This is a genomic window from Alteribacter keqinensis (assembly GCF_003710255.1).
In the GTDB taxonomy this organism is placed as follows: domain Bacteria; phylum Bacillota; class Bacilli; order Bacillales; family Salisediminibacteriaceae; genus Alteribacter; species Alteribacter keqinensis.
This window is the reverse complement of the sequence record NZ_RHIB01000001.1, coordinates 2,095,993-2,113,380: the sequence shown is the minus strand read 5'-3', so window position 1 is coordinate 2,113,380 and position 17,388 is coordinate 2,095,993. Positions and strand designations below refer to the sequence as shown.

At 46.2% G+C, this 17,388-nt stretch carries 11 protein-coding genes and 1 other annotated feature; of the genes, 10 read left to right on the top strand and 1 reads right to left on the bottom strand.

The annotated features are described in order from the left end of the window. Positions 1 to 152 precede the first annotated feature (152 nt). From EBO34_RS10265 to pheT, 3 genes are all read left to right on the top strand, one after another. A complete protein-coding gene (locus EBO34_RS10265; RefSeq protein ID WP_122897913.1) occupies positions 153 to 908 on the top strand; it encodes a TrmH family RNA methyltransferase in 756 nt (251 codons plus the stop codon). A 404-nt stretch (positions 909 to 1,312) separates the two neighbouring features. After that, positions 1,313 to 1,539 (top strand) — a binding site (T-box leader). 67 nt (positions 1,540 to 1,606) lie between these two features. After that, positions 1,607 to 2,635, top strand: coding sequence for a phenylalanine--tRNA ligase subunit alpha (pheS, locus tag EBO34_RS10260; RefSeq protein ID WP_122897911.1), 1,029 nt, complete (start codon positions 1,607 to 1,609; stop codon positions 2,633 to 2,635). A gap of 15 nt (positions 2,636 to 2,650) precedes the next feature. Continuing rightward, complete coding sequence (gene pheT, locus EBO34_RS10255; RefSeq protein ID WP_122897909.1) at positions 2,651 to 5,074, top strand: phenylalanine--tRNA ligase subunit beta; 2,424 nt, start codon at positions 2,651 to 2,653, stop codon at positions 5,072 to 5,074. A gap of 202 nt (positions 5,075 to 5,276) precedes the next feature. On the opposite strand, the gene rnhC is transcribed toward pheT, so the two are convergent. Further along, the gene (gene rnhC, locus EBO34_RS10250; protein ID WP_122897907.1) at positions 5,277 to 6,233 is read right to left on the bottom strand and encodes a ribonuclease HIII; all 957 of its coding nucleotides are present in this window, start codon (positions 6,231 to 6,233) and stop codon (positions 5,277 to 5,279) included. A gap of 122 nt (positions 6,234 to 6,355) precedes the next feature. Between rnhC and zapA the strand changes: the two genes are divergently transcribed. From zapA to EBO34_RS10215, 7 genes are all read left to right on the top strand, one after another. After that, on the top strand, positions 6,356 to 6,628 hold the full coding sequence (gene zapA / locus EBO34_RS10245; protein WP_236784832.1) for a cell division protein ZapA: 273 nt from the start codon (positions 6,356 to 6,358) through the stop codon (positions 6,626 to 6,628). A 5-nt stretch (positions 6,629 to 6,633) separates the two neighbouring features. After that, positions 6,634 to 7,194 carry a CvpA family protein gene (locus tag EBO34_RS10240; RefSeq protein ID WP_122897903.1) on the top strand — a complete coding sequence of 187 codons (561 nt, stop codon included), beginning with the start codon at positions 6,634 to 6,636 and terminating at the stop codon, positions 7,192 to 7,194. Between the two features lie 444 nt (positions 7,195 to 7,638). Next, complete coding sequence (gene polX / locus EBO34_RS10235) at positions 7,639 to 9,357, top strand: DNA polymerase/3'-5' exonuclease PolX (RefSeq protein ID WP_122898681.1); 1,719 nt, start codon at positions 7,639 to 7,641, stop codon at positions 9,355 to 9,357. A gap of 23 nt (positions 9,358 to 9,380) precedes the next feature. Next, entirely contained in the window at positions 9,381 to 11,744 is a 2,364-nt protein-coding gene (locus EBO34_RS10230; protein ID WP_122897901.1) for an endonuclease MutS2, read from the top strand. Positions 11,745 to 11,757: 13 nt separating this feature from the next. Continuing rightward, positions 11,758 to 12,168, top strand: a complete 411-nt coding sequence (locus EBO34_RS10225) for a DUF350 domain-containing protein (RefSeq protein ID WP_122897899.1) — start codon at positions 11,758 to 11,760, stop codon at positions 12,166 to 12,168. A 1,233-nt stretch (positions 12,169 to 13,401) separates the two neighbouring features. Next, positions 13,402 to 15,099 (top strand): long-chain-fatty-acid--CoA ligase, encoded by a 1,698-nt coding sequence (locus EBO34_RS10220; RefSeq protein ID WP_122897897.1) that lies wholly within the window; start codon positions 13,402 to 13,404, stop codon positions 15,097 to 15,099. Between the two features lie 375 nt (positions 15,100 to 15,474). Continuing rightward, a complete protein-coding gene (locus EBO34_RS10215; RefSeq protein WP_122897895.1) occupies positions 15,475 to 17,190 on the top strand; it encodes an AMP-binding protein in 1,716 nt (571 codons plus the stop codon). Positions 17,191 to 17,388: the final 198 nt, after the last annotated feature.

Below are 17,388 nucleotides of genomic sequence, written 5' to 3'. Positions count from 1 at the left end.
ATCCTTTCATCATATCTAACTCCTGAAACAAAAACATCCCTCGCATTTTGGATGTAGTCTCAGGTATAGTATGATATTAAAAAGAAGAATTATGTAAAAAACATAGAGCTGTGCGTTACTTAACACCGCAGCAAGTTAAAGGAGCAGCCAAAATGGAACGAATTGAATCCCCTAAAAATCCAAAAATAAAAGCGTGGAAAAAACTTCATACAAAGCGAGGCCGTGAAAAATCGGTCCTGTTTTTCATTGAAGGACGTCATCTTATAGAAGAAGCACTCAAAGCGAACCTCCCATTTGTGGAACTCATCATTCGGGAAGGAGAGGAGATGCCGAAAGAATGGAAAGCAGCAGATGTCAAGCCTGTGGAAGTTACCGCACGTGTCATGAAGGAGCTGTCGGAAACGGAAACTCCTCAAGGTTTTGCGGCTGTATGTGAACTGCCGGAAAATGTGAACATTCCTCTTGAAACCGGCCAGTTTCTTTTTCTCGACCGTATACAGGACCCGGGGAACATGGGTACAATTATCCGCACTGCCCACGCAGCCGGCGTGACGGGAATCGTTTACTCTGAAGGAACAGCGGACCCTTATAACAGTAAAGTCATCCGCTCCACTCAAGGGTCTTTGTTCCATATTCCTGTTCAGAAGATGGACCTGCAGGAAGCGATTGCCTTGTGCAAAGAAAACGGTGTACCGGTATTCGGCACATCCTTTGACGGAAGCACCTATTCCGCTATCGAGCCCCAGCAGAAGTTTGCCCTGCTTCTGGGAAACGAAGGTCAGGGTATTGACGAAGAACTTCTTGCACAAACAGATCACAATCTTTACATCCCCTTATACGGAGGGGCGGAATCCCTTAACGTAAGCGTGGCAGCGGGGATCCTCCTGTATCATCTCAAGGTCGTTTAAAGCAGCCAGACAGAAACAGCGGAGCGTCACGGCACCTCCATGAATCGGGGTGCATCCAGTTTTGTTTCGCTTGTTAAAGACCATTGTTGCTTTTATATAAAATAGGTTGATTGCAGCGAATGCGCGACACTCCTGGAGGAGCAATGAGCGTTTACATCACGAATAAGCTCCGAGTTGTTTCGACGCAGAAAGCTTGGAAGAATAAGCTGCAGAGGAAGAAGCAGGGATTCTTCCATTCACCTGCGCCCCCGCTGCAATGAGCGGAAATCAACCACTGAGTTTAACAGAGCCTTTTATTTAGTAACATGATTTTAAAAAGCATAAAACTGGTTAGAATGTATACCCAGAGCCGTTGCAACAAAAAAGGAAAAAGGATATAATTAACCCCAGACAATTACAGCCTTTTAAAAACTGTGATGGAGAGTAGTACGCTGACCGTCAGCATTCAGGGACAAAGTGCCGCAGACTGAAAGCACTTTGATGCGAGACCCAGCCGAATTCACTCCGGAGTTGGCACCGGAACGTAAAGCACAACGCTTTATTAAGGCAGCCCGGACCCTGTCCGTTAACGATCGAGTGAGTAAGCGTAAGTTTACTAATGAGGGTGGTACCGCGAGTCTTCGTCCCTTTCCAGGGGATTGAAGGCTCTTTTTGTTTGTCAAAAAAATGAAGATAGCAAAATAAAGGAGGAAATGAACATGCTCGACCGCTTAGAAGAACTGCAGGCAGAAGCTCTGCAAAAAGTCGAACAGGCAGCCGAAGTGAAAGACATAAAAGACGTTCGTGTTGCTTACTTAGGAAAGAAAGGACCAATCACAGAAGTCCTGAAGGGAATGGGCAAGCTCTCAGTCGAGGAACGCCCGAAAGTCGGATCAAAAGCGAACGAAGTCCGGGATGCAATCAGTTCAGCTATTGAAGAGAAAGAAGCCCGTATGGAAAAAGAGGCACTGGACAAAAAGCTGAAAGAGGAATCGATTGACGTGACACTCCCGGGACGCCCTGTCCGCCGCGGAACCCGTCACCCTCTTACTTCCGTTGTAGAAACAGTGGAGGACGTATTTATCGGCATGGGTTTTTCCGTTGCCGAAGGTCCGGAAGTGGAAACAGATTACTACAACTTTGAATCATTGAACCTGCCGAAAGATCACCCGGCACGTGATATGCAGGATACTTTCTTTATCACATCTGACCTGCTTCTCCGTACACAGACATCACCCGTTCAAACACGGACAATGGAAAAGCACGAAGGTCAGGGACCTGTTAAAATCATCTGCCCGGGTAAAGTATACCGCCGCGACGAAGATGATGCGACACACTCCCACCAGTTCATGCAGATTGAAGGTTTGATGGTAGACAAAAACATCCGCATGAGTGACTTAAAAGGTGTTCTTGAAACGTTTGCGAAAAATTACTTCGGTGAAGACCGCAAAATACGTCTGCGCCCAAGCTTTTTCCCGTTTACAGAGCCGTCTGCTGAAGTGGACATTTCATGTGCCATTTGTGAAGGCAAAGGATGTCGTACATGCAAACAAACAGGATGGATTGAAGTGCTCGGTTCCGGAATGGTTCACCCGAACGTACTGAGAATGGGCGGCTTTGATCCTGAAGTATACTCCGGCTTTGCATTCGGAATGGGTGTTGAGCGTCTTGCCATGCTCCGCTACGGCATTGACGACATCCGTCATTTCTACACAAACGACATGCGCTTTTTATCACAGTTTAAATAAGAGGAGGACGATTCTGTGCTAGTTTCATACAATTGGTTAAAAGAATATTTACACATAGATGATTACACACCTGCTGATATCGCGGAGAAATTAACCCGCAGCGGAGTGGAAGTTGATATTTTACACGAACTGGGTGAAGGCATCCAGGGCGTTGTTGTCGGACACGTCCTCGAATGTGAAAAACACCCGGACGCCGACAAACTGAACGTCTGTCAGGTTGATATTGGAGAAGAAGAGACGGTGCAAATTGTATGCGGAGCTAAAAACGTAGGCAAAGGTCAGTACGTTGCTGTAGCTAAAGTAGGCGCACGTCTGCCGGGTGATTTCAAAATAAAGAAAGCCAAGCTTCGGGGTCAGGTTTCCCAGGGGATGATCTGTTCTCTCCAGGAACTCGGTATTGAAGCAAAGCTCGTATCAAAAGCATACTCAACCGGAATCTTCGTTTTCCCAAACGAAGTGACACCAGGAGCAGACGCTCTCGAACAACTTAACCTGAACGACACTGTACTTGAACTTGACCTCACACCGAACCGTGCTGACTGCCTGAGTATGATCGGGGTTGCGTATGAAATAAGCGCCATTCTTGGTCGTGAACCAAAGCTTCCAGCACCTCACGTACACGCTGCCGGTGAAGATGCCTCTGATTATGTGAGCGTGGAAGTGGACGATAAAGAAGATACGCCATACTACGGTGCAACTATTATCAAAAACGTCAAAATCAAAGAATCCCCATTATGGCTGCAGACACGCCTGATGTCAGCAGGCATCCGCCCGATTAACAACGTGGTAGATGTGACCAACTACGTGCTTATCGAATACGGACAGCCGCTTCACGCCTTTGACTACGACCTGATCGGCTCAAAGGTAATCCGTGTACGCCGCGCCCGTGACGAAGAGCAGATGGTAACACTTGACGACCAGGAACGCACACTCACAAGTGACCACCTTGTTATCACAAATGGTGAAAAGCCCGTTGCTCTTGCAGGGGTTATGGGTGGTGCCGATTCAGAAGTCCACAAGGGGACCGTTAATATCCTCCTGGAAGCAGCTGTCTTTAGCGGATCTGTCATCCGCCAGGCGTCCAAGCATACAGGACTTCGCAGTGATGCGAGCACACGCTATGAGAAAGGCGTTGATCCTGCCCGTGTTAAAAAAGCAGGAGCCCGCGCAGCCCAACTGATTGCAGAACTTGCTGAGGGAGACGTTCTGGAAGGACCGGTAGAAGTAGACGGACGGGATCATACAGAGACAAAAGTAGAAATTTCACTGGACAGAATCAACCGTAAACTCGGAACGGATCTGTCCGGCGAAACGGTAGAGGGAATCTTCCACCGACTCGGTTTCTCATTTACAAAAACAGCAAAAGGATTCAACGTTCAGATCCCAAGCCGCCGTCAGGACATTACGGTCGACGTTGACATTCTTGAAGAAATTGCCCGTCTATACGGATATGATAACATCCCGACAACCCTGCCGGACTCTGTTACAACACCGGGCGGTCTGACTCAAAAGCAGGTATTGAAACGGAAAAGCCGCCGCTACCTGGAAAGTGCGGGACTAAGCGAAGCGATCACTTACGCTCTTACAACAGAGAAAAAAGAATCAGCTCTTCGTCCAGACTGGATCAAGCACGATGTGAGCCTGGCTCTTCCTATGAGTGAGGAACGAAGCACCCTCCGCACAACATTGATTCCTCACCTGCTTGAGGCATTGAGTCATAACAAAAACCGCAACATTCTCGATGTGGCTCTTTATGAGCTGTCATCTGTTTTCCACACGGTGGAAGCAGAAGTGACAACGCAGCCTGATGAGAAGCTTTATCTCTCCGGTGCGCTTATGGGAACATGGCATGAACACCCGTGGCAGCAGGAAAGAAAGCCTGTCGACTTTTTCGTCGTGAAAGGTCTTGTTGAAGGTCTGATGGAGGAGTTTGACGTAGAAGGTGACGTGACGTTTGAACAGACTGAAATCAGCGGTATGCATCCCGGCCGCGGTGCCCGTATCAGTGCAGGCAGCACAGATGTCGGCTTTATCGCACAGGTTCACCCTTCCACAGCAAAAGAATGGTCATTGAAAAACGTGTATGTATTTGAACTGAACATGGACCGTCTTTGCGACAAGACAAAAGGAGACATCCGTTACGAACCGATCCCGCGCTATCCTTCGATCACTCGTGACATCGCACTTGTAGTAGATGAAAAAATCTCTGCAGGTAAGCTCGAAGCAGTCATCCGTTCAGAAGGAGGAAGACTGTTAAAAGAGGTGAATCTCTTTGATTTGTATGAAGGGGACAATTTTGAGGCGGGCAAGAAATCTCTCGCCTTCTCTCTTAAGTACCTTGACCCGGATCGCACCCTTACAGATGAAGATGTGAGTAAAGTTCATAATCGTGTGATTGAGAAGCTCGAAGCTGAACTAGGAGCAACTTTAAGAAGCTAAACATATGAAAACCCGGTCTCAATTGAGGCCGGGTTTCTTTGTGGAAAGTTTATATGGAGAATTTTCGGGCGTTTATGGAGAGCTTTGAAGTATATATGCAATACTTCGGGCCTTTTATGGAGAACTCTTGAACATTTATGCAGAGTTCGAGACGATTTAAAGAGAATTCGTCAAAAAACGACATCCTGTGGCTCTGTGGTTTTTACACCAGACGCTCTGCTTTTCCCGTATTGGCGAAATGCAGTTTTGTACACATACGGAGCTTTTCCCGTCCATACTTCCTTACTACGGCAGCAGCTGCTGCATCCACTTTTCCGCTTGCTCCCTTTGGAACGGGAAGCCCGAGCTCTGATTCGAGGTTGTCCATTTCCCGGATAAAAGCATAGCGTGCGATTACCGAAGCCGCAGCTACACTTACGTGAAGACTTTCGGCTTTAGTGGCAAAATAAATCGGTTTATCCGACGTCCAGCTCATCTTGCTCTGGCGAAGATAGTTGAAATAAACACCTGGCTGGCAGAACTGATCGACAAAAACGCCTTCTGGGTCGAGCCCCTGCTCACGGCATTTCCTCAATACATTTTCTATTGCCTTATGGTGCATCATCGCTTTCATGCGTCCTTGATTGTATCCTTTTGCCTGAAGCTCGTTATATTTGGCGTTCGAAAGGGTAAGGAGGCTGTATGTCGAATGTTTAATAATTTCAGGTGCAAGCTCCCGAATGACCGGGTCCTTGATTGTCTTTGAATCACGGATTCCCATATGTTCTACTTCTTTCATCTGATCAGGTGTCAGATAGGTACAGGCGACTGTGATCGGTCCGAAATAATCACCAGTTCCCGCCTCGTCACTTCCAAGAAGCGAACGGGTAACAAGTTGTGAAGGGGGTGAGTAGTCGTGTTCGTCTACTGATTTTTTCCCGGTTGCGGCTTTGGCTGGCTTTGAAGCTGTGCTTCCTGAACTTTTCCAACGGGATGCCTCTGCTGACGCAGCACCTCCCTGAAACAGTACTTTCCCTGAATTGTAGGCGGTGATTGTACAGCTTCCTACCTTTGCAGCAAAGGCTGCATTTTGCGGAGTGTTTGGTTTAAGTAAGGATTTGTAATGCTCTTTCATTTTCCCCAGCTGACTGGTTGATACTTTCAGTACTTCGTGGCTCATAGTGTCCTCCTCAATTCATCGGCTATGTACGAGTATAGTCAAATCAGCCGTAAACGTCACCATATTAATATGAAATATTTTCAATCAGGATTCAACATGTTATGATAGAGTTTAGGATAATTATGACGAATGGAGGCTTATCGGTGGGAGAAGGGACGGGCAAAAGTCGCACAATCGTTACAATATATGGCCAGCAGTACACCATTGTCGGACAGGAAAGTCCCGATCACGTAAAGGAAGTTGCAGGCCTTGTGAATGATAAAATGAAAGAAATAAAAGGGAAAAACCCTTATTTGGATACGGGTAAGCTTGCCGTACTGGCAGCATTAAACATAGGAGATGAGCTTGTAAAGCTCAAGGAGAAACACAACAATCAGGAGAAAGATGGGGAATAGAAAACATGCTCACTTTATTTTTATTTATTATTCTCATTGGGAGCTTTCTTGTAGGTTTCCGGAGAGGCCTTATTCTTCAACTCGTCCATTTAGTTGGATTTGTTGTTGCTTTTATTGTTGCCTATTTGTACTATCAGGAATTAGCGTCATACATACGTTTATGGATTCCGTTCCCGACGCTCGGGTCAGAAAGCGGATCGTCTCTGCTTGTTAATGCTTTCTCTATCGAGGAAGTCTATTACAACGGAATTGCCTTTGCTATTTTGTTCTTTGTAACAAAGATCCTTATGCAGATTCTCGGATCTATGTTTGATTTTCTTGCGCACCTTCCAATCCTGCATACGATTAACGGCTGGCTCGGGGGGATTCTGGGCTTTTTGGAAGGGCTCCTGATCGCCGTCATCCTTGTTCATCTCGGTGCGTTAATCCAAGTAGAGTTCATTCAACAGTTAATTGCCAATTCCTCGCTGGCGCAGCTGATTTTTGAGTATACACCGATCATTTCAAATCAGCTGAAGGAGCTATGGCTGGATGTTGCTTTTGGAGAGACTTCCTTATTCTCATAAAGGGAGTCTTTCTTTTTGTTTGGGATAGCCTGAAAGAGCAATTCTATACCAGCTAGGTTAGAAGCGTATCACCATAAAAGCGTATAAAATCGGACATATGGTCGTTTCGGCTGGGTTTGGTTTTTACAATGAATTTTGCGGAGGTGAACGGAATACGCGACACTCCTGCGGAAGCACGAGACACGCGAGACCCGGCACCTCACCGGGGAGGCTCGGCGCGAGTTCGCGGAAAGGGAGCGTATATCGTTCAACATAGCTTAGAACCCCGATTAGAGGTATAGAAAAAACATGGACAAACCGCCCTATTAATTGTCCGGTTTTTAGATCCTGTTTTAGAAGCCTCCATAATTAATGCAAACACGCCTGTTGCGGTCAGGGCCGCAAGTTGGATATGATGAAAGAGGTTAGTTACCTATTAGATAGAGGTGAATGTTCATGTCTGAGATGAATAAAAAAGATATTATCAAAACCCTTGAACAAATAGCGGTTTATTTAGAAATAAAAGGCGAAAATGCCTTCCGTGTGTCTGCCTACCGTAAAGCAGCCCAGGCACTGGAGCGTGATGAAGGTACGATTGAGGAAATTGGTGACCCGTCCAAACTGAAAGGAATCGGGAAAGGGACGGCTTCAATTATTGAAGAGCTGATGGAAAAAGGAGAATCCTCCTTTTTAAATGAACTGAAAGAAGAGATTCCGTCCGGATTAATTACCCTCCTTGCTTTACCAAGCATGGGCGGAAAAAAGATCGCCAAACTGTACCAGGAGCTCGGGGTGGAGGATGCTGCAACGCTCAGAAAAGCGTGTGAGGAAAAGAAAGTACAAGCACTTGCCGGCTTCGGCGCCAAGACCGAAGAGAAAATCCTTGCGGCACTCGACGACTTCGGAAAACGGCCGGACAGGCTCCCATTGTCTCTTGTGATGCCGGTGGCAGAGGAAGTGACAAGACGGCTGAATGAGTTTTCGGATATTAACCGGTTTGAACTGGCCGGAAGTTTCCGCCGGGGCCGTGAGACAGTAAAGGATCTTGATTTTATTATTTCTACTGACAAACCGGACCAGGTGTCAGAGCAGATCGGCCTTATGGATAACATTAAACAGATTGTCGGCCAGGGTGAAACGAAAATAAGCCTTGAACTTGAATTTGAAGAAAACCTCATCGTTCCTGTCGACTTCAGAATGGTAAGAGATGAAGCATTTGCTACCACTCTTCATCATTTTACCGGATCGAAGGATCACAACGTTCTCATGCGCCAGCGGGCAAAAGAGAACAAAGAGAAGATCAGCGAGTACGGCGTCGAGTCGGCGGAGTCGGGAGAGGTTACTACTTTTACAGATGAGCCTGCCTTTTTTGCCCATTTCGGACTGCCTTATATTCCCCCTGAGGTCCGGGAGGGATATGACGAGCTTGAAACAAAGGAAGCTGACCTGACCCTTGTAGAGCAGGGTGATATCCGTTCTGATCTTCATATGCACACCACGTGGAGTGACGGTGCCCAGTCCATTCGCGAAATGGTGGAAGCGAACCGGGAGCGGGGATACACCCATATGGCCATTACGGATCACTCGAAGTTTCTCCGGGTGGCGAACGGCCTTTCAGTTGAGCGTTTGAAACGTCAGCATGAAGAAGTTCGTAAACTCAATGAGGAATTCAGTGACTTTACAATTTTTACGGGGATCGAGATGGATATCCTGCCTGATGGGACTCTTGATTATGACGATGACATCTTAAAGGATATTGATTTTGTCATTGCATCGATCCACTCTGGGTTTAACCAGAAAGAAGATACGATTATGAAGAGGCTTGAAACAGCGCTCAGAAATCCGCATGTGGCAATGATTGCCCATCCGACAGGACGACTGATCGGCCGCCGGGACGGATATCCTGTGGATATTGACAGACTGATTGACCTGGCAAAAGAAACAGAAACAATTCTTGAGCTTAACGCGAATCCAAACCGCCTTGATCTTACCTCTGAGCATTTGAAAAAAGCACAGGAAGCCGGAGCCAAAGTGGCGATTAATACGGATGCGCACAGAATCGACATGCTGGACCATATGCCAGTAGGGGTAAAAGCAGCCCGCCGCGGATGGCTGAAAAAAGAGAACGTTGTAAATACGTGGGATGCTGAAACTCTCATCGCCTATGTAAATAAAAACAGATAGATATACAGGAGGTGTTCCCTTTTATGGAAAGGGTTTGCCGCGTTTTAGAATATGACAAAATGAAAAAACAGCTTATGCAGCACGCAAGCTCGAGTCTTGGAAAAAAGCGCATTGAAAGACTTATGCCCGACACAGACCTTGAGAAAGTGCAATACGCCCAGAATGCCACATTTGAAGGAGCAAAGGTTCTCCGTCTGAAAGGACAGGCCCCCCTTGGGGGGATCAGGGATATCCGTGCTTCTATTAAGCGGGCAGCCATCAGCGGCATGTTAAATGAACAGGAGCTTTTAGACATTGCTTCTACGATTTACGGGAGCCGACGCTTTAAAAGCTTTATTGAACAGTGTCTCGAGGATGAAATTGAACTTTCCATTCTCCCTGCACTGGCCGGAGACATTGTTCCTCTGACAGGTTTGGAGCGTTCGATTAAACAGTCGATTGATGATAATGGAGAAGTGCTCGATTCAGCGAGTCCACAGCTTCGTTCGATCCGCCAGCAGATCAGAAGCCATGAATCGAGCGTCCGGTCCAAGCTTGAGTCAATGACACGGTCATCTTCAAAGCGGAAAATGCTCTCAGATGCCATCATTACGATCAGGAATGACCGTTATGTGATTCCTGTAAAGCAGGAATACCGGGGGCAGTTTGGCGGTCTTGTTCATGACCAGTCCTCTTCGGGTGCTACGCTGTTTATTGAACCGGATGCCGTTGTTGCAATTAATAACCAGCTCCGTGAAGCAAGGGTAAAAGAGCGTCAGGAAATTGAACGGATTCTCCACGAGCTCACAGCGGAGGTGAGTGAAGAGGGAGAAAACCTCCAGACAGTCGTTGATACAATGGAAGAAGTGGATTTTCTTTTTGCAAAATCCTATTACAGCCGTGAGATCAAGGCGAGCCAGCCGGAACTGAATGGTGACGGAAGGCTGGATTTTAAAAAAGCACGTCACCCGTTAATTCCGAAAGAAGAGATCGTCCCTATTGATGTTGAACTCGGCAATTCGTTTCAATCGCTTGTCATAACCGGCCCGAATACAGGTGGTAAAACCGTGACCTTAAAAACGATCGGTCTATTGACACTGATGGCCCAGTCAGGTCTTCATGTCCCGTGTGAAGAGGGTTCTGAAGCTGCGGTGTTTCAGCAGATATTTGCAGACATCGGTGATGAGCAGTCGATAGAACAAAGTCTGAGTACGTTCTCCTCCCACATGGTAAATATCGTAGACATTCTTGATAAACTTGATCATGAAAGTCTCGTCCTCTTTGATGAGCTTGGGGCAGGGACTGATCCCACAGAAGGTGCAGCCCTTGCCATTTCGATCCTTGATTATGTGTACAAGGTTGGTGCCAAGGTGGCAGCGACCACCCACTACAGTGAACTGAAAGGCTATGCCTACAACCGGAACGGTGTTATGAATGCGAGTGTTGAGTTTGATGTGGAGACTCTTCGTCCCACCTACAGACTGATGATCGGTGTGCCCGGTCGGAGTAACGCTTTTGCCATCAGCCGCCGTCTCGGCCTCCGGGATGATATTATCGAAGAAGCCCAAAGCCAGATCGGGGCGGACACAAATAAGATTGAAAAGATGATCGCCTCACTTGATGAAAGCCGCAAAGAGGCCGAAAGCGAGCTTGAGCGTGCAGATCAGTACCGTAAAGATGCCGAGAAGCTCCACCGGGAACTGGAGCAGGAGTATGAACGCTTTGAGCGTGACAAAGAGCGTGCAATGGAAGAAGCAGAGGAGAAGGCGAAGGAAGCGGTTCGAAAAGCGAAGCAGGAAGCAAATGATATTATCGAATATCTCCGGGAAGTGCAGAAATCCAACCCTGCAATTAAAGACCATGAACTCATTGAAGCGAAAAAGATGCTGGACGAAGCTTCTCCTGAGCTGAAGTCAAAAACCAAAAAGCAGCCTAAACAGAACAAGCAGGCTGCCAATGCAGACAAGCTTATGCCGGGTGATGAAGTTAAAGTGATCAGCTTCGATCAGAAAGGTCATATTGTGGAAAAAGTAAGTGACAAGGAGTTTTACGTTCAGCTTGGCATGATGAAAATGAAGGTGAAAACGGGCGACCTTCAGTATATGTCACGACCGAAGCAGGAAACGAAATCCCCGCTTGCAGCTGTCAGGGGAAAAGATGCCCACGTGAAAACGGAACTGGATTTACGTGGTGAGCGCTATGAAGATGCCATGCTCATGGTAGATAAATACCTCGATGATGCCATGCTTGCAGGTTATAACCAAGTATCCATTATTCACGGTAAAGGAACAGGCGCTCTCAGAAAAGGAGTTCAGGAAAAACTGAAGCGGCACAGAAATGTTTCACAAACACGGATGGGCGGCATGAATGAGGGCGGCTCCGGTGTAACGGTCGTTCAGTTTAAGTAAGGAGAAGGCTGATATGGAAACGTTATTTGAACATGATTTCCTTTACACAGCAGGTATCTACAGTGTGGTTGTAATGGCAATTGTGGTTTTTCTGGCTGTGTTTGAAATGGTAACCCGTTATAAAACATGGGATGAGATTCAAAATGGAAACGTCGCTGTTGCGATGGCAACAGGAGGTAAGATTTTCGGTGTGGCTAATGTGTTCCGCTACTCAGTCGAAGCCAACGATACGGTCTTTACGATGCTGGCCTGGGGAGTTTACGGTTTTGTTCTCTTATTGTTTGTTTACTTCATTTTTGAGTTTCTTACCCCAAAGTTTAAGGTTGATGCAGAACTGAAAAACGGAAATCGTGCAGTCGGTCTTATCTCATTGATTTTATCCATTGCATTATCGTACGTCATAGGAGCCAGCATTCGCTCGTAATTTCAAAAAGCAGGTGAACGAAAGAAATGGAAACATTATGGAAAATACTGGCGGTTTTATGCGCCGGGTTTATTATTGCCGGAATTGTATATCTATTTATATAGGAAAATAGGGTTGTATTCAGAATTAAGGATACTTTGAAAAAGAATTAGTACACAGGTGCTAAAACCCTTTCTTATATTACAGCATTTTCGTTGAGCGTAATATGCTCCTTTTCCGCGGACTCGTGCCGTGCCTCCTGGGGGCTTTGCCCCTGTGGAGTCTCGTCTGTCTCGCACTTCCGCAGGAGTCTCGCGTATTCCGGTCAACTCCACACAATGTGTTGAAGAATCAGTGGAAAAAGATAACCTTCCCAACAAATTCATGCCTTTTTCATGAATCATGGTGTGAAAAGATTAGCATGGCGTCTGTTTTGGCAAAGGTTGTTGCATATTATGAAAAGACTGAGGAAGCGGAAATACAATAGAATCTTGCGATAGAGCGTCAAGAGGGTACTGAAAATCAATCACCATAACGTTACCACTTTAGGGCTCTGTTGCCGCATAAAATAGGTAACACACTTCCACAACCGCTTCTAAAAAGTACTTATGTTGTGTTAAAGGACAATGTTTTTTAAAAAGCGTTGATTGGAGCTAATGCGCGGCACTCGTGCGGGGAAAGCGAGTTCCGGGGAGACCCCGGAAGCGCACAGCGCTGAGGATCGAGCCGCCCGCAGAAGGTGCAATGAGCGCAAATCTCCATCTATTTATAATAGAGCTATTTCTAGAAAATGGATTTTTTCAATTGCTCCCATCAACTCTAGGAGTCGGCTCCCCTGTTGAAAGTTTTGGGCGCGGGCTTCTTTTATATTTATGCTCACTAAAGAGAAAATGCAAATAGCATCACCATAACTGTCAAAGAAGACGATAGTGTCATAATCTGATCGTCTTTTTGTATTTTTTGCACATATACATACAATAACGGCCAATTCCGTATGAGGGAGAAAAGAACTAGGACAAAATGAGAAGAAAAATTTAAAAAATTCAAACAAATCCCTTTTAAATTGAATGCGTTTTCATTAAAATGAGACTAAGAGAGGAGAATGTCCAGGTGAGAAGAGGAGTGTGATCGCCACTCCGTTTCCATCCCGCATCCGTAATCGGAATCCTTTAGAAAGGAGAGGTCACTATTAGTCACCGGTTAAAAAGCGCAGCTTTTTAATTGAGTTCTAATAAGTAAAAGGGAGGAAAGAGAATGGAAACATTAACGCAAAAACCTTGGTTCCAGCATTATCCCGACGAAATTCCGAAGTCGATAGACTACGAAGTCCGGACATTGCAAAGCTATTTGAAAGAATCCGCACAGACGTTTCCTGAGAAGACTGCTCTGGATTTTATGGGGACAGAAATGACGTATTCCCAGGTGTACGATGCGGCTCTTAAGCTCGCAAACCAGCTCAGGGGTATGGGGGTAAAGCAGGGTGACCGCGTGGCTATCATGCTAGCCAACACACCGCAGTCTGTGATTTCCTATTATGGTGCACTGTTCGCAGGGGCGATTGTTGTCCAGACCAATCCTCTTTATGTGGAACGGGAAATTGAGCATCAGATGAATGACTCAGGCTCGAAAGTGATGATTTGTCTCGACCTCGTTTATCCGAAGGTGGCAAATGTCAAGGATAAGACGAGTCTTGAGCACATTATTGTTACAGGAATTAAGGATTACCTGCCATTTCCTAAGAACCTTATCTATCCGTTTATCCAGAAGAAACGAACTGGAATCAAGGTAGACCTCCAGTACAATGACCATCTCCACTCTTTTGAAAAGGTAATCAAAAACGGTGAGGCAAAAGAAATTGAGCTGACTGTGGATGCAAAAGAGGACCTGGCTCTTCTCCAGTATACAGGAGGCACCACAGGCCCTGCCAAAGGGGTTATGCTCACACACTACAACCTTGTTGTAAACACCCTTCAGTGTAAGCACTGGATGTACAAAATGAAACCGGGTGAGGAAGTTGTTATTGCAGCACTGCCGTTCTTCCATGTTTACGGTATGACAACGGTGATGAATCTGGCTATTCGTATGGGCTTTAAAATGGTGATTATGCCAAAGTTCGAACCGAAGGACATTCTTAAAGCGATCGAAAAACACAAAGCGACCATTTACCCCGGTGCGCCGACCATGTATATCGGATTATTAAATCATCCCGATATTGAAAAACATGACTTGAGCTCCATCAAAGCCTGTATGAGCGGATCGGCACCACTGCCGATTGAGGTTCAGAACAATTTTGAAAAAGTAACAAAAGGAAGTCTGGTAGAAGGGTATGGTCTTACTGAGACATCACCCGTTGCTGTTGCGAATCTGATTTGGGGAAATCGGAAAACAGGCAGCATCGGCATACCTTGGCCGGATACAGATGTGGCGGTTCTTTCCGCTGAGACAGGAGAGCTGGCTGAAGCGAATGAGATTGGGGAAATCATCATTCGCGGACCACAGGTTATGCGGGGTTACTGGAATAACCCTGAAGCCACCCAGGCGACGTTCAAGGATGACTGGTTCCTGAGCGGAGATATGGGTTATATGGATGAAGAAGGGTACTTTTATATTGTTGACCGGAAAAAAGACATGATTATCGCAGGAGGGTTCAATATTTACCCCCGCGAAATCGAAGAAGTGCTTTACGAACACCCTGCCATTCAGGAAGCCTGTGCGATCGGGGTTCCGGACCCTTACCGGGGGGAAACGGTGAAGGTCTTTATCGTCCTGAAAAGCGGCAAATCTTTGACAGAAGAAGAACTTGAAGAGTACTGCCGCAAACATTTGGCAGCATATAAAGTCCCGCGACTCGTGGAGTTCAGGGATGAACTGCCGAAAACGATGATCGGAAAAATTCTGCGCCGGGTGCTTGTGGAAGAAGAAAGAGCAAAACAGGCAGCATCGGACAAATAAAGATTCCCGCTCACCTCTCGGTGAGCGGGTTTTGTTATAGATTGGTGATGTTGAACCGAGGTTTTTTCAGGATAAATGCATTGTGCAGGATAAAAATGATTTAGTCAGATATTCCCGTACACCGAACAAAAACTGAAAATACAAAACTGTTATACAAGAATAAAAATTTGAAAATTTTTCACAAAATACTTTGCTTTTGTAATCGGTTTCATTAGAATGGGAGTAGAGAGGAAATTTGTCATATCCTGTACTTCTGATATTAAGCTGGCTAAGGGGAACGTCAGTGAGGCTTGAAATACAGGAACGCTGTGCATCATCCATCCATGGTGCAGCACGTGTTTTCTTTAGAAGGTGAGAGTTAAAGGAGGCCTTTTCATGGATGAAAGACTTGCAAGACCATGGTTAACTCATTATCCTGATGAAATTCCAGTAAAGATTGAATACGAAGAAAAGCCGCTCCAATCTTACCTCGCAGATGCTGCAAGAGAAACACCGGATAAAAGTGCACTTCATTTTATGGGGACAGAAATGACGTTTGCTGAGGTGTATGACAGCGCGCTGCGTTTTGCCAGCGGACTTCGGGGACTTGGTGTTAAAAAGGGAGACCGCGTGGCCATCATGCTTGCCAACACACCGCAGTCTGTCATCTCCTATTACGGAACCCTTTTAACCGGGGCTGTTGTGGTACAGACCAATCCGCTTTATGTTGAACGGGAGCTTGAGCATCAGATGATCGACTCAGGTGCCAAAGTCATGATCTGTCTTGATCTGGTGTACCCCAGGGTAGCCAATGTGCTGAAAAAAACGAAGCTTGAACACGTGATTGTTACGGGAATTAAAGACTATCTCCCGTTTCCTAAAAACCTGATTTATCCATTTATACAGAAGAAGAACACAGGAATTAAGGTTGATATAACGTACAATGAAAAAACACATCCATTCACCCGGGTTCTTAAAGAGAATGAACCTGTGGAAACTGAGGTTTCAGTTAATCCAAAAGAAGATCTGGCACTGTTGCAATATACAGGTGGAACAACCGGAGTAGCCAAAGGTGTAATGCTGACCCATCATAACCTGGTTGCAAATACAACCCAGGCTTTAAGATGGATGCACAAGATTGATCATGGAAATGAAGTTATCCTTTGTGCCCTGCCGTTTTTCCACGTGTACGGTATGACAGTCGGAATGAACTTTTCCATTATGGACCGCTCGAAAATGGTGATTATGCCGCGTTTTAATACAACGCAGATCCTTAAGGCCATTCAGAAGCAGCGTGTCTCAATCTTCCCGGGTGCGCCGACGATGTATATCGGTCTGATTAACGACCCTGACGTAAACAAGTATGATCTGTCTTCAGTGGAAGTGTGTATCAGTGGATCTGCTCCACTGCCGGTGGAAGTCCAGCAGCGGTTTGAGAAGCTTACAGGAGGCAAGCTCAGTGAAGGCTTTGGTCTGACGGAAGCTTCACCTGTGACACACTTTAACCTGATGTGGGGAAAACGGCCGAGCGGAAGCATTGGTCTGCCCTGGCCTGATACAGATGCCGCAGTCATTAACGGAGAAACGGGCGAACAGGCCGAAGCCGGGGAAATTGGTGAATTGATTGTCCGGGGTCCTCAAGTGATGAAAGGATACTGGAACCGCCCTGAAGAAACGAAAGCTGTTTTCCAGGATGGCTGGCTGTTAACCGGAGACATGGGATATATGGATGAAGAAGGCTACTTCTATATCGTTGACCGAAAAAAAGATATGATTATCGCAGGCGGATTTAACATTTATCCGAGAGAGGTGGAAGAAGTGTTGTACGAACACGAAGCCATCAAAGAAGCGGTAGTCATTGGCGTTCCTGATCCATATCGGGGAGAGACGGTAAAGGCATTTGTGGTCTTAAAAGAAGGCATGGAGCTTTCGGAAAAAGAGCTGAATGAATACTGCCGTAAGAACCTGTCAGCCTATAAATCACCGAAGCAGTTTGAATTCAGAAACGAACTGCCGAAGACAATGGTTGGAAAAGTGCTGAGACGGGCACTCGTGGATGAGGAAAAGAGAAAACGTGAACAGGAAAAAGAACCCCAGGTTCAAGGGAAATAGGCACTAAAAAGAGGGGCCTTCACGGTCCCTTTTTGTTTTTCTACTCCCGAGTATCTTAACTGCAACCAGATTCCTGAAAGTAAAGTTGATTCCCCGGCTGATTAGGAATAGTATAGGGGAATGCGTTTCTATTTGCATAAAGAAAAATCTGAACTTTCCATTTGACACACGGATGGGATTGATCTAGAATAAACATAA

What these genes read in the sequence shown, in the direction of transcription:
- EBO34_RS10265 (WP_122897913.1), top strand. Translation starts at nt 153, where the DNA reads ATGGAACGAATTGAATCCCCTAAAAATCCAAAAATAAAAGCGTGGAAA.
- pheS (WP_122897911.1), top strand. Translation starts at nt 1,607, where the DNA reads ATGCTCGACCGCTTAGAAGAACTGCAGGCAGAAGCTCTGCAAAAAGTC.
- rnhC (WP_122897907.1), bottom strand. Translation starts at nt 6,233, where the DNA reads ATGAGCCACGAAGTACTGAAAGTATCAACCAGTCAGCTGGGGAAAATG.
- zapA (WP_236784832.1), top strand. Translation starts at nt 6,356, where the DNA reads ATGACGAATGGAGGCTTATCGGTGGGAGAAGGGACGGGCAAAAGTCGC.
- EBO34_RS10240 (WP_122897903.1), top strand. Translation starts at nt 6,634, where the DNA reads ATGCTCACTTTATTTTTATTTATTATTCTCATTGGGAGCTTTCTTGTA.
- polX (WP_122898681.1), top strand. Translation starts at nt 7,639, where the DNA reads ATGAATAAAAAAGATATTATCAAAACCCTTGAACAAATAGCGGTTTAT.
- EBO34_RS10230 (WP_122897901.1), top strand. Translation starts at nt 9,381, where the DNA reads ATGGAAAGGGTTTGCCGCGTTTTAGAATATGACAAAATGAAAAAACAG.
- EBO34_RS10225 (WP_122897899.1), top strand. Translation starts at nt 11,758, where the DNA reads ATGGAAACGTTATTTGAACATGATTTCCTTTACACAGCAGGTATCTAC.
- EBO34_RS10220 (WP_122897897.1), top strand. Translation starts at nt 13,402, where the DNA reads ATGGAAACATTAACGCAAAAACCTTGGTTCCAGCATTATCCCGACGAA.
- EBO34_RS10215 (WP_122897895.1), top strand. Translation starts at nt 15,475, where the DNA reads ATGGATGAAAGACTTGCAAGACCATGGTTAACTCATTATCCTGATGAA.